Annotated in this window: 9 protein-coding genes and 1 pseudogene; 6 read left to right on the top strand and 4 right to left on the bottom strand. The window is 65.7% G+C overall.

Going from position 1 to position 13,423, the window contains the following annotated elements:
* Positions 1-67: 67 nt before the first annotated feature.
* Both EV653_RS00270 and EV653_RS40900 read left to right on the top strand, forming a co-directional pair.
* Positions 68-1,855 (top strand): AMP-dependent synthetase/ligase, encoded by a 1,788-nt coding sequence (locus EV653_RS00270; RefSeq protein WP_134096783.1) that lies wholly within the window; start codon positions 68-70, stop codon positions 1,853-1,855.
* A 713-nt stretch (positions 1,856-2,568) separates the two neighbouring features.
* The gene (locus EV653_RS40900; protein ID WP_166679249.1) at positions 2,569-2,730 is read left to right on the top strand and encodes a hypothetical protein; all 162 of its coding nucleotides are present in this window, start codon (positions 2,569-2,571) and stop codon (positions 2,728-2,730) included.
* A gap of 48 nt (positions 2,731-2,778) precedes the next feature.
* Here the strand turns inward: EV653_RS40900 and EV653_RS41510 are convergent, their stop codons facing one another.
* Complete coding sequence (locus EV653_RS41510; RefSeq protein WP_202871428.1) at positions 2,779-3,030, bottom strand: SbtR family transcriptional regulator; 252 nt, start codon at positions 3,028-3,030, stop codon at positions 2,779-2,781.
* A 52-nt stretch (positions 3,031-3,082) separates the two neighbouring features.
* Positions 3,083-6,052, bottom strand: a complete 2,970-nt coding sequence (locus tag EV653_RS42565; protein WP_134096781.1) for a helix-turn-helix transcriptional regulator — start codon at positions 6,050-6,052, stop codon at positions 3,083-3,085.
* A 353-nt stretch (positions 6,053-6,405) separates the two neighbouring features.
* Between EV653_RS42565 and EV653_RS00255 the strand changes: the two genes are divergently transcribed.
* Positions 6,406-6,855, top strand: coding sequence for a hypothetical protein (locus tag EV653_RS00255; protein WP_134096779.1), 450 nt, complete (start codon positions 6,406-6,408; stop codon positions 6,853-6,855).
* Between the two features lie 67 nt (positions 6,856-6,922).
* On the opposite strand, the gene EV653_RS42560 is transcribed toward EV653_RS00255, so the two are convergent.
* Positions 6,923-9,919 (bottom strand): helix-turn-helix transcriptional regulator, encoded by a 2,997-nt coding sequence (locus EV653_RS42560; protein WP_305000367.1) that lies wholly within the window; start codon positions 9,917-9,919, stop codon positions 6,923-6,925.
* A 170-nt stretch (positions 9,920-10,089) separates the two neighbouring features.
* On the opposite strand from EV653_RS42560, the pseudogene EV653_RS00245 reads away from it, so the two are divergent.
* Positions 10,090-10,395: pseudogene (locus EV653_RS00245) on the top strand (ATP-dependent DNA ligase); the annotation flags it as partial.
* Between the two features lie 255 nt (positions 10,396-10,650).
* On the opposite strand, the gene EV653_RS00240 reads toward EV653_RS00245, so the two are convergent.
* Positions 10,651-11,286: a GNAT family N-acetyltransferase gene (locus EV653_RS00240; protein ID WP_166679247.1), complete on the bottom strand. Its 636-nt coding sequence runs from the start codon at positions 11,284-11,286 to the stop codon at positions 10,651-10,653.
* Between the two features lie 225 nt (positions 11,287-11,511).
* On the opposite strand from EV653_RS00240, the gene EV653_RS00235 reads away from it, so the two are divergent.
* Positions 11,512-11,739 (top strand): hypothetical protein, encoded by a 228-nt coding sequence (locus tag EV653_RS00235; RefSeq protein ID WP_134096771.1) that lies wholly within the window; start codon positions 11,512-11,514, stop codon positions 11,737-11,739.
* A gap of 250 nt (positions 11,740-11,989) precedes the next feature.
* Positions 11,990-13,417 carry an alpha/beta fold hydrolase gene (locus EV653_RS00230; RefSeq protein ID WP_134103710.1) on the top strand — a complete coding sequence of 476 codons (1,428 nt, stop codon included), beginning with the start codon at positions 11,990-11,992 and terminating at the stop codon, positions 13,415-13,417.
* Positions 13,418-13,423 lie beyond the last annotated feature (6 nt).

Raw genomic sequence — 13,423 nt, 5'->3', positions numbered from 1 at the left:
TCAATTATGCGGAGGTGATCAGAATTTGAGGTCGCCGTCGCGACACCTTCGGCCGAAGGGCAGTCCCATGACGACCGTTCCGACCGCAGCGGCCACAGGCTCCGTGGGCGCGCGCTTCCTGGCCAACTGCGAGCGGCATGCCGACGCTGAGGCATTTCGCTACCCGACCCCAGACGACCGCTGGGTATCGCTCACCTGGCGCGACCTGGCGACCCGCGCCACCGAGTTGGCCGCCGGGCTGATATCGCTCGGGATCACCGACGGCCGGCGCGTCGCGATCGCTGCCTCGACCCGCATCGAGTGGGTCGAGGCCGATCTGGCCATCATGCTCGTCGGTGCGACGACCACGACCATTTATCCCAACACCAACTGCGAGGACGTCACCTACATCCTCGACGACTGCGCGGCGGTCGCGGTCTTCGCCGAGAACACCACCCAGGTAGCCAAACTGCGCTCGGACACCGGATGGGCCGGCGCAGTGCGGCAGGTGGTGACCTTCGACCCGGTCGACGATCCAGCGACACTAGGACTGGACGCTCTGCGCGAACTCGGCCGTGATCACCTGTTGTCGAACCCGAACGCCATCAGCAATGTCCTCGACGCGACAGGTCCGGATCACCTGGCCACCATCGTCTACACATCCGGCACCACCGGAGCACCCAAGGGCGTCGAATTGACGCACGCCAACTGGCTGTACGTCGGCGCCGCCGTGGCCTCCGAGCACTTCATCCGGACCGACGCCGTACAACTGCTCTGGCTGCCGCTGTCGCACGTTTTCGGAAAGCTGCTGCTGGCCGCTCAGTACGAGATCGGGTTCGTCACCGCCATCGACGGACGCGTCGACAAGATCATCGACAACCTCGCCGCAGTTCGGCCGACCATCATGGCCGCTGCGCCGCGCATTTTCGAGAAGGTCTACAGCCGAATCGTCACGGGCGCGACCGCCGCCGGTGGGTTTCGCGCCGCGCTGTTCCGATGGGCCTTCCACCTCGGCGCCGACGCAGTGGGCTGCCGCCAGGCGCGCAGGAAACTGCCGGTCTGGAGACGCCTTCAGTTGGCGATCGCCGACCGCCTCGTCTTCGCCAAGATCCGCGGCCGGCTCGGGGGGCGACTCGAGATCCTGTTCTCCGGCAGCGCCGCGCTGGCTCCCAGCATCGCCGAGTGGTTCGCCGCAGCCGGCCTGCCGATCCTCGAAGGCTACGGCCTGACCGAAGCCACCGGCGTCTCGTTCGTCAACCGCCCCGGCCACCTACGCATCGGCACGGTAGGACAGCCGCTGGCCGGCACCGAGGTCCGCATCGCCGACGACGGGGAGATCCTGCTCCGTGGCCCCGGCGTGATGCGCGGATATCACAAGCTGCCGACCGCCACCGCCGAGGTCCTCGACGCCGACGGCTGGTTCGCCACTGGAGACATCGGCCAACTCGAGCTCCACGACTACCTGCGTATCACCGACCGCAAGAAGGATCTCGTCAAAACCAGCGGCGGCAAGTACATCGCACCCACCGCCATCGAATCCGCCATCGAATCCGCCATCAAGGCCGCCTGCCCGCTGATCAGCACGGCGATCGTCATCGCCGACGGCCGCAAGTTCGCCAGCCTCCTGGTCACACTCGACTCCGACGCCTGCCGCGAGATCCCGACCGAGACCATCCACGACACGGTCGCGCGAGCCGTAGCCGACGTCAACAAGGGCCTCAACCGATGGGAGACCATCAAGCACTTCCGCATCCTCCCGCGGGAACTCAGCGTCGAAGCAGGCGAAATCACCCCCAGCCTCAAGGTCAAACGCGCGGCCGTCGCCAGAAACCACGCCAACCTGATCGAATCCATCTACTCGGAGCACGGATCGTAGCCACCGCCGGCCCTTGGCCGACATCGGCCCGCCGGCAAGACCGATGCTGCTGGATCCCACATCTCGACCACCCCGTCACCAGATCCGCGCAGGCCGGAGGTGCACAACCTGCCCCCGGCCGGGAACCAGGGAATAGTGCACACTTCGAGTACCGACACTTCACGAGTCCACCGGCTGTGCCCGCACCGCGACAGGTCACTGACTGTGCGCGGCCTGCGCAGGGTGGTCTGGCCGCCGTTCAGCCGATGGCGCCACTGGAGCGGGCACGGCCCCGGCCCGACGCCGAAATGAACCTTTCCCAGGCGAGGATCCCGGGCGAGCTGGTCGGGCCGGTCGGGGTCGCGCTCGCGCCATCCGCTGAACGGCGCTGCCACTCACCGAAGCCCTTGCCGGATCTCAGGATCGTACGCGCGTCCTGAAGATGTTCATCCTCCGCGAGACTGTGCGGCTGAGAGGGATCATTGACCGCCGCACGGCGCGCGGCCCCGCTGTCGAGGACCTGAGCAGCCATCACCTCGGTCAGCTCAAATCTGGTGATACTCCGCCAGGACGCCGGCCGCGCGCTCCTTGAGGACGGCCATCTACCGGTTGAGCAGGGAGGATCGACTTCGCCACCGGGTCCGGAGCCCATCATGTCAAGCCTCCTGTCCCCCCGCGGCACGCGGGGTTCGGGGCCAGAACGGCAGCAATTCGACTGTAATCCCGGAGCCGCGATGAGTCCCGCCCGGTTCGGAACTGAGATCAAGCAGGTCCCGGTCGACCTGGCCCGGCCGGTCGAGGTTGCGCTGGCGAGATCGGTCGACCAGATCCCCGGCCCGCGGGCGATGCCGGGCGGGTCACGCTACGAGGTGAAATGGGACGGTTACCTTCACTGAACCTCTCTAGCGATCAGCTGACTCGGCAGAGGCTCGATATGCCGATCTCTACTGGTGGGGTTGTGGGCGGAGCCCGTCGAGATGAGGGTGAGCATGCGAGGTGACGGGTACATGGGGCTCGGATGGAGTGCGCCAGAGTGCGCCGGTGAGTTGGAGGAAGTCGCCGGCGTCGGCATCCGTGCGGATACTGCCGTCCTTCTTGCCTGCGTCAAGGAGTTGGGTGATCGCTGCGACAACAGGCCCGTAGGTCTGCTCGGTGATCGCCTGGCGTGCGATGGGGCTGAGGGCATTTCGCCGCACCTACAACGCATCTCGCAGGTGCGGTGAGTTCCGGGTCGCCGCTGGCCGACCGTCACTTGTCTCGCTGGATAGCCAGTCGTTCGTTGAGGGCGGCCCGTTCTGCGAGTGCTGCCGCCTCCACACGGGTCGTGGTGCCGGTTTTGCGCAAAATGTTGGAGACGTGCACGCTGACGGTCTTGTCGCTGATCACCAGTTGTTTGGCGATCTCGCCGTTGGATCGACCGGCCACCAGGAATGACAGGATCTCTCGTTCGCGCGTGGTCAGGCCAGCGAATCCGGAAGGCGTTCGGGGTGTGGCTGCGAGCGGGACAGGTGCGTTCAGGTTGACGCGTGTGATCCGTGCGAGTGACTCGGTCTCTTCCAGCAACGGCTGCGCGCCAAGCTCGAGGAAAGTCAGGTAGGCCTGCTGCAACAGCTCACTCACCGCCGCCACAGCTGATCCTGCTGCGAGCATCGCTTCCGCGCACCGCAGCCGGGATCTTGCCTCCAGCCAGGGCCACCCGACAGTATGACAGTCAGCGATCGCTCGTCGCCACAGCTCCGCCTGACCTGCATCGTTTCGGCATCGCGCAACCTCGGCGTTGAAAAGCGCCTTGCCCGCAAGGGCTATAAGATCCACCCGCCGTCTGAACGGTTCGTGTGGCCACCTGGCGATGAGGTCCTCAAGGGTAGCGACGGCTTGCGCTGCACCATCCCCGTCGCCAGCATCGCGCGCAGTCAGGGCAGACTCTGCAGCCGCGTGGGCGAAATCAGCGATGAAGTCCTCGTTGTACGCGGCATCCTCCGGGAGGATCCGGCTGTAGAGCCAATGCAGCGCCTCATGTGGTTCGCCGGAGGCTAGGAAGACCTCGGCTGCAGCAATAGTTAAGTGCGGATGACTCCTCGCGAACTGTGCGGAGACCAATTCCGTAGCCCGGTTCAGGTGTTGTTTGGCTTCCCGAGTCCGGCCGCATCGGGCGGCTAGTTGTGCTGCCCTCAATCGGACCGATGCACCGGTGACACCTCCGCAGCGCGCTGCCAACGCCGCCCGGAGCACGTCTCGACACTCGCTCCAGTGTCCACTCCACAAAAGCCCGTCGGCGGCGTATGCGGCCAGATGGTAGGCCCGCTCGGACCCGGCCGCGAGCACCTCCTCGAACATCGCTCGAGCCGCCGCGGTGGCCTCCACGTTCTTGCCGAGGGCCAGCAAGCACCTCACCTTTGCAATGGCTGCGCTCGCCAGCCAGTCCGTGGAGCCACAGGACCGAGCGAGCCGCTCGGCTTCCTCCGCGTCGTCCAACGAGTTCAGGTCGGACTCGAAACGATGAACCAAGGCGCGGGCGCTGAGGGCGGCCGCTAAGGCCAGCTCTGATCCGGACCTTTGTGCAGCTAGCACAGCCTGCGCCGAATGCGCCGCCGCCCGGCCGAAGGACCCGTCTGCGCGTTCGGCGGACGCCAACTCCTGCAATGCGAGGGCACGCTCCGGGCTGTCAGGGAATTGGTCAGTGAGTCGGACAGCTTCGATGAGCTCGTCGCCCACCATCTTCCCGGGCACGGAGCGGAGATACTTCGCTCTCCAGCATGCCTGGAGCAGGACACTCTTCAAGAGAGGATCGGAATTCCGATCGACGAGTTTCAACGCACGTTCCGCAAAGCTGACAGCTGAGTCGAGCCGGCCGACGCGTCCGCAGACATCACCGGCCCGACGGAGCAGCTCCAGGTATCCGGTTGGTGAGCCACGCACACCTGGCGAAACCTGTTCCCACAACGAGCAGGCGCGGTCTAGGTGGATGGCCTCCTCTGCTGCGGCATGAAGTTCTGCGGCGTGGGAAGCGGCGATCAGCGACCACCGATAGGCGTCGTTAACTCTTCCGGCTCGGTGGTTATGGACTGCCAGATCGTCGGCCAGTCCGGCCGGCCTGGTGCCCCCTACGACTGGTTCGAGCACCCGCACGTATGTGGCGTGGATGTTGACGGCCTCGCCAGGAGGCATGCCGTCATACAGCACGTCGGCCAGTAGCGGGTGTCGGAACCAGAGGCGGCCCATGTCATCTGGGGCAACGACTCCGTGATCACGGGCCTCGGTCAGACATCCCGTCAGCATCGTCGGCACGACGCCATGCTCGCCGACGACGTCAGCTAGCCGCATGACCTCGATCGGATGGCCGCCCACCGCGAGCACCCGCGCGACCTGGCGCGCGGCGGCCGACAAGCCGTGCCAAGTAGCCAGCAGTGCGTCCTTCAGATCTTCCGGTGCGGCTGTTGGCAGAGCTGTTTCGGTGCCCGACAGCCCACGGACCAAGAGCTCGGTCAGGTATGGGTTGCCGTCGGATCGTTCGTGCACCTGGGCCGCGAACCCGACGTCGACGACGTTCCCCACGAGACCTCTGATCTGGGCCTCAGTCGCCGCCAGGTCGAGCCGGTCAAGGTGGATCTCCGTGAATCCAGGCATCCGCCGCATATCTGCGAGCCACCCATGCAATGGATGCCCTTCGCCGCGGTGCTCGTCGCGACACGTGGCCAGCAATGCCATGCGCTGCCCGCGGAAGCCCGCGATCAGGTACGCGAGAACATCCAGCGAGCTACGGTCCGCCCACTGCAGGTCATCGATCACGAGAACGGCCGGACCTCTGCCCACGAGACGGTTGAAGACCAGGTTGATCTGGGGCAGCAGCCGCCCCGGTTCGCCCATGCGGGCGTCACCCATTGCGGGCAGCAGGATGCCGAGCTCACCAGCCCCGGAAAACACCTCCACCCGCGCAGGAGCGTCAGCCCGCTCCAGCCATGACTGCAACGCGCCGGACACTGGCGCGAACGGAACTGACGCCTCTCCGAAATGCACACAGGTGCCCCACAGCACCTGAAAATCGGCATCCAGACCGTCGCATATCTCACGGAGAAGCCGTGTCTTGCCGACACCGGCCTCGCCATGCACGACTACCGCGCACGGGCGACCGCTCGCGGTCCCCTCCAGAGCTCTCACGAGAAGCTGCTGCTCGACTCCCCGACCTGCAAGCCGACTATCTGCCCCCAGGGAAGCCATCCCCACAAACTCATTATCGACCGATCTGGGCCGATATCACCGCTAGATGACCCCAAGCAGTCCGCTGGCCGGACGCGGGGTACGCACACAGAGCGGCGGACCCACGCCCTTGTAGGCACTGTCCTGAGCCCACGTGCGTCGTCTAGGAAGGCTGATAGCGCTGTTGCTGGAGACCGATTCTGCCGGGACGGCGGCTGCCGCAAGGACGGCTGCATGATCGAGCGGCCGGGCAGCAAACCTAAGGGAGTAGGGCGCGAGATCTGAGGGGGGACGCATGATGTGGCGGCAGGGCCTGCGGGCTGACCTTGGAGAGAGCGGCGAACTTCGCGGCCAGCCTTTAAAGGGGAGGAATCATGCATTACAGGTACTCAGCCCTCGCAATGTTCGCACTTGCGCTGGGCACCGTAGTTCTCACCACGACCGACGCATCGGCCATGCTGAAGGATCCGGGCACGCGGGCCGCAGCCTCGGCATCAACAGCGGACGAGTGGCCGGACGAAGGTTCCAGCTACCCGGGCTTCGGGGCCAAGAGCCCCGAATACACCTCCCCGGACTCCGACCCGCAACACCACGGGAACATGACGACGCCGGAGGGCAGCAAGCCGGAATACAACTACCCGGAGTACAAGCTCGACGTGCCAACATCGCCGGCGGTTCCGACAACAGCGCCGGCAAGGCTCCCAGCTCCATCAGACGACACTCGGGTCGAGTTGCTGCAGGCCGGCGCGGCCGCACTCGGCGGTGCCGGTTTGGCGCTCGGAGGGCTGTGGCTGTATCGGCGCCTCCACGCACCTGCTGTTTAGACTGATCGCCGGGTCAGTCAGCCACCTGCGCGGGCATACCGAGGTCGGGTCCGAGGCCCGTTCATCGTCAGCTCTCGGGGTGGCCGGTCAGTCGTTCGGCAAGGGCTGCCGCCTCCACCCGTGTCGACGTGCCGGTCTTGCGGAGGATGTTGGACACGTGCACACTCACAGTCTTGTCGCTGATTACAAGGTCCTTGGCGATCTCACCGTTCGAGCGGCCGGCGACCAGGAAGCTCAGGATCTCCCTTTCGCGCGCTGTAAGGCTCGCCAGCGCGGGCGGAGTCGGAGTCGAGTCCGTCGCCTTCGCGGGTTCGAGGAGGGTGACGCGCGCCATCCTCGCGAGGGCGTCGACCTCGCGCAGCAATGGCTGGGCTCCGAGTGCGACGGCTTGGCGGTGGGCCCCGCGGAGCAAGTCGGCCACGTCCGGGGAGGTTGTCCCAGCTGCGAGCAGGGCATTGGCGCGGCGTAGTTGCGCTACCGCGGTGTTCCATGGAGCGCCGGCGGCGTCGCATTTCTCAATTGCGCTTTGCCAGCGCTCGGCCTGGCTCGGATCGTTCTTGCAGCGGGCGACTTCGGCCGCAAAGAGCGCCCTGCGCATCGCCTGGGTCGTAGTGGCACGCGTGGCAGCGAAAGGCTCGTGCGGCCACCGCGCGATCATGTCGGCCAGGACGGATTCTGCCCGAGCCACATCCGGGGTGGCGCCAGCGTCACGTCTGGCCACCGCGAGTTCAGCCGCGGCGTTCGCGAGGGGTAGGAGCAGTTGGTCGTTGTACTTAACTGCCCGGAGGTTTCCTGTGCCGGTCGCCGTTCGGTCGTGGTGGGTGATCCGGGACGTGACCCATTCGAGGGCCTGGAGGGGCTGACCAGATGCGACGAAGACCTCGGCGCCAGCCAGTGCCATCCGCATCCGAAGGCCAGGGTAGTCACCCGGGATCAGTTCGAGTGCTCGCCCAAGGTGCTGTCTGGCCGCCGTCAAGTTTCCCGATCGGACCGCGAGTCGGGCCGCAACCATTCGCAGCCCGGCCGCCGGGATCGGGCCGCGGTGTCTCGACAACGCGTCCCGCAGAAGATCTTGGCACTCCTGCCAGCGCCCGGAGTGCAACAGGCCCTCAGCTGCGAGAGCCGCCAGAAAGTATCCCCAGTGCGGCGACCCGTTCCTAACTGCGGCATCGAACCCATCCAAGGCGGCTGTGGTGGCTTCGGTCGTCGAACCGAGTTCGGACAGACAGATGACGCGCCAGTTCGCTGCGGCCGCTTGCTGCGCGCTGTCACCACATGATCTAGCAAGCCGATCCGCTTCTTCGGCGTCCGCCATGGACGCCTCGACTTCGTCGCGGTGTAGGCGGACGGATGCTCGGGCGTTAAGAGTGCCGGCGAGGGTGGCTTTCGATCCCGACTTGCGGGCGATCTGGACCGCTTCGTCTGCGTGCATTGCGGCATCGGGTAGAAGGTCATCCCATTTCTCCGCGTCAGCCAGACCGGCGAGCGCTCTCGCCCGCTGGGGGCTGTGAGGGAATCGCTGGGTGAGCTGGACGGCTTGGACACTTTCGGGAAGGACGGCGTTCCCAGGTGCCGCTTGCTGCCATTTGAGTTCGCGCATTGAGCACAGAAGTGTGCTGGCCAGAAGGGGGTCGCGCTCCGGGTTCACCAACCTTACGGCTTGGTCCAAGCAATCGATGGCGGCATTGACCCGTCCGGCACGGTCACAAGCCTGGCTGGCCCTGAACAGCAGATCGATGCGGGAGGTTATTGACCCACGGACATTCGGAGAAGACTTATCCCACAGCGTGCATGCGCGCTCGAGATTCGTGGCTTCCTCGGCCGGGGCGTGCAGGCTCTGCGCGTAATCGGCCGCCGCAAGCGACCATCGATAGCTCTCGTCAGTCCGGCCGGCGAAGGCGTTGTGAACCGCCAGATCCGCTGCCGCCCTCTGTGGATTGTCGCCGAGCCGGGATCCGAGCACCTCCGCATAGGTTGCGTGGACGCGGGCCGCCTCGTCTGGCGCCATGGCGCTTTCCAGAACCTCGGCCAGGAGCGGGTGGCGGAACCACAGCCGTCCGTCATCCTCCGGACTGACCACGCCCTGATCCCGAGCCTCCCTGACGTAGCCGGACAAATCTGCAATTTCCACGCCGCGCGCTGCCAGGACGTCGGTCAGGATGCCGAATTCGATCGGGCGTCCGGCAGCCGCAAGCACGCGGGTGATCTGCCTCGCAGCGGCGGACAGGCCATGCCAATTGGACAGTAATGCCTCGCCCAACGCTGTCGGCGTAGCAGCTGGAACCACCCACTCGCTCTCGAGTCGTCCCCTCCCGGCCATATCGCGGATCAACAGTTCTGTGAGGTAGGGGTTGCCGCTCGATCGATCATGGACCCGGGCAGCCAACTCAATGTCTACCGCATGCCCTAGCAAACCTGCGATCTGCGCTTCCGTTGCCGCGAGATCGAGCCGGTCGAGGTGGACTTCGGTGAATGCCGGCGTTCGCCGCATGTCAGCCAGCCAACCGTGCAGGGGATTGCCCTCGTCGCGATGCTCGTCGCGACACGTCGCCAGCAAGGCTAGACGCTGTCCGCCGAACCCGGATATCAGATACGCCAGAACATCGAGCGAAGTACGGTCCGCCCATTGCAGATCGTCCAGTACTAGGACAGTCGGCGCGACCTGGGCGATCCGGTTGAACACGAGGTCTAGCAGGGGAAGCAGCCGCCCTGGGTCGTCGGACCGTGAATTCCCAAGAGCTGGCGAGAGGGAACCGAGCTCGTCAGCTCCGGCCAACACCTCCTGGCGAGTCGTCGCATCAGCATGCATCAACCATGCGTTAAGCGCGCCGATCACCGGCGCAAAAGGGACCGTTGCCTGTCCGAAATGCACGCAAGCACCCCACAACACCTGCACGTCACCGCCGAGACCTTCGCATACTTGACGGACCAGCCACGTCTTGCCGACGCCGGCCTCACCCTGCACGACAACTGCGCATGGCTCGCCACTCACGGTCCTCCCTAGAGCACTCGCGAGAAGTTCCTGCTCGGCTGCTCTTCCCGCAAGCCGAGATAGTGGCTCCATGCCGCCTGCCCCCACGATCCCCAGTGTCCACCGGCCGAGACCAATCTGGACCCCCTCTGCTTCTGGTTCGTCCGCTGACCGGACCGGCGCGAGGCAGCAGAGTTCAGTCAGCTATCCGGGTCGCGATCGTCCGCCGCGGGCAAGAGGCGCGGCTGTGAACCCGCAACCGCAACGACATCACCGACCGGTTCCCCGACATCGCCGCCGCGGCGATCCGTCAAATCCCCGACGGCGCGGTGCTCGACTGTGAGCTGGTGATCCTCGGCGCTGACGGGCGCTTGAGTTTCGATGCGCTCCAGCAGCACCTCGTCACCAGCCCGACGAAGGCTCGCGCCAAGGCCGCCGAGCTGCCCGCATCCTACGCCGCGTTCGATCTGCTCGCGGTAAGCGGCGTTGACCTGCGCACGCAACGCTGGACCGTCCGCCGCCAACGCCTCGAGCAGCTGTCCATGGGGTGGGGCCCTTATCCGAACTAGGCAGTTTGGAGTGCGCGATGCACCTCGACGGGCTGGTTCCTGCCGTCTTATTGGGGCGCTGTGCCTGAAGTTCTGTTCGGCCTCGGACGAGCACAGTGTGCCGCCGACCTGGCCGGCTCACCGCTGTACCGATGTTCCCCGAGGCCGAGAAACCCGCGGTGGCGTCGGTGCGCCCGATTCGGCGATCCGGCGCAGGTCGCAGCACCAGGAAGACCGGCCCGAATGTTCAGTTGATTGCTGCGTCAGAAGGCGCCCCTATTGGTGGCAGGGCGCCTTGTCGCGCGTTGTTTCTTCATCCGGCCGGCGCATTGCCCACTCAAGCGGCAGCGCCGCGAACCACATCACGTCGCAGCGCTTGCCCTGCCAAACGCTGTGTGCGCGCATCGTTCCCTCATACACAAACCCGGCTCGGCGAGCCACAGTGACTGAACCCTCATTCCCCGCCACGATCGTCAGGAAGACGCGAGCTGCTCCCACGTCGAAGAGCCAGCCCGTGAGCAGGATCGCGGCTCGAGTCGCATGGCCGCACCCTCTCGCATTGGGTGCGATCCAGTAACCGAACTGTGCTACGTCCTCTTCGGACCAGTCGTCGACGCCACAGCAGCCAACCAGTTCGCCACATCTCGTGTCCAGGATTGCGAACGCAACACCAGAGGGTGTCCCAGTCGCAGCAAACGCACGCCAGCTCAACGCGAATTGGTCGATGACGGCCTCAGCGTCCGCGGTCGAGAGCGGTGGAGTCGGGTGTCCTACCCGGTCGTGGCTACCGTTATAGCGTCGGATCGCTGGATCGGCGCTTGCTTCCGCCATGAACCGGGCGTCATCTCTCGACCAAGGCCGCAGGGTGATCAGGCCGTCGGAAAGCGTCACGACTGGACGTTCGTCAGGCATGTGACCATCCTGCCACCGCGCCGAACCCATAGCTCCAAGCCCCTGACATCGACGCCGATGAACCCCGGTTGCTGACCCGTCGCCCGAACGCAGCCATCGGCACGGACATCCGGATCAGGCGTCCTGCTGCTCCCAGTCATGCCTGCAACGCTGCTCCCAGCACACAAGCCACCCGCTTCGACACGCCCTCTAACCACGCAGACTGATTCGGTTAATACACCGCCCTTGCAGCTGACGCCTGTCAACGACGACGTCGACGAGGCGACCGAGTGGTTCGATGTACTGCCCGCCGCGATGGGGGTCGACGGACTTGTCGTCAAAGACGCAGCGTCGCGCTACATGCCGGGCCGCCGTGACGCCTGGGTCAAGGTCAATTCTGTCGGGGTCGCGGTGACCGATGAGCTCACCCGTGGCAGATTCGACCAGGTCAGCCATGGTTCGCGTTTGGGTTGACCGTGAGCGACACCTGTCGGACACGCTGCGGAAGAGCCAGAACTGGACCACCGCGACAGACCGTGGGTCGCGGATCCGTGACCGACGCCGCTCCAACCCGTAGCCGATGAGCGGTCGGCGTGCGCGGGCTCTCTCTGAGTGATCCCAGCCATATGTTGGCGGCCCGCTGCGGATCTCGTCATCTTCGGGGCGGATCAAATCGATGTTCTGCGCGTAGTGTCGGAGATGACGGAACGTGCCTCAAGTGCAGATGACTGTGCTCGCGCTGCGCCACATGCGCGAGGAGTTGCGTTTCATGGCCACCACCCCCACTGCCCCCGGTCAGGTCCGTCCGGGCGACGGCTCCGATCCCCAACCCGCGGGCCACATCGGCCGGATCGTGGCCGCGTCACTGGCGACCGGCCTGATCGCCGCCCTGCTCCTCGTTGCCGCCCCGTTCATCTCGCCAGAAGAGAACGACGTGACGGGTGCAGTGCTGTGCGGATTCGCTGTGGGCTGGGCGATGTTGGCGATCCTCTCGACGAGGTACACCGATCAACCCCAGAGATGGGCGGCAGTACCTGCGCTGTTCATGGGCCTGGGTGGTCTTGTCCTGATCGGATTCGGCAGCTCATCGCGGGAGGTGCTGAACTGGGTATGGCCACCTGTGCTACTGGCACTGGTGATCTGGATGTTCGTACGGGCACGGCGACAGCTTCATAGCCGAAGCCGACGCTGGCTGCTCTACCCAGTATTAGCGGTGTTGGCTGTCGCCTCGGTCGGCGGCGGCTACCAGACCGTTCGCGAAGCGGGGGACGCCAACGCGTACCCGATGCCGGGTCAACTGATCGACGTCGGCGGACACCACCTCCACCTCAACTGCACCGGCACCGGCAGCCCCACCGTCATCCTCGAACCGGGAGGAGGCGACTTCTCCTCGGTCATGGCATGGATAGCGCCCGCCGTAGCCGCCGATACCCGGGTCTGCGTCTACGACCGAGCGGGTCGCGGTTGGAGCGAGCCCGCAGACAGCCCACAAGACGCCACCCAGATAGCAATTGACCTGCACACGCTGCTGCAACGCGGAAACGTTCCAGGACCCTACGTGCTGGCCGGTCACTCCTTCGGCGGCCTCTACATCCTCACCTACGCCGACCGCTACCCCGGCGACGTCGCCGGCATGGTGCCGATTGACTCCACCAACCCGGCCACCCACGCCGACCGGGCCAGAGCAACGGCGTACGACAGCGGCTCCTACGACGCCGTCACGGATCGTGTTGCAGCACTCGGCGCCACAGCTGCACGTATCGGGCTGGTGCGCTTGGTCGGGAGCTTCGGCTACGGCGATCTGCCCCCGCAGTCGCGTGACGAAGTCCGCGCCAAGACCGCAACCGCCGACTACGCCTCCGGCTGGATCGACGAGTTCGTCCAGGCGAACGCCTCCGGAGCAGAGGCCGCAATGCTCACGAACTTCGGTGACAAACCGCTGGTCGTCCTCACCGCCGGCGCCGAAACCGACGCCGCCCACGACACTGCACAGAACAAACTGGCGACGTTGTCGACCGACAGCTCGCACCGCGTCGTCGAGGGCGCCAGCCATCCTGGGCTTATCACCGACGAGCGGTACGCCAAGGCCACCACCCGGGCCATCCTCGACGTCGTCTCATCGGTCCGGAACAACCAACCACTGGTGAAGTGATCTAAA

This window comes from Kribbella pratensis, assembly GCF_004365355.1.
Classification (GTDB): Bacteria; Actinomycetota; Actinomycetes; order Propionibacteriales; family Kribbellaceae; genus Kribbella.
The sequence above is the reverse complement of the archived record's forward strand: the minus strand, read 5'-3'. Positions and strand labels throughout refer to the sequence as shown.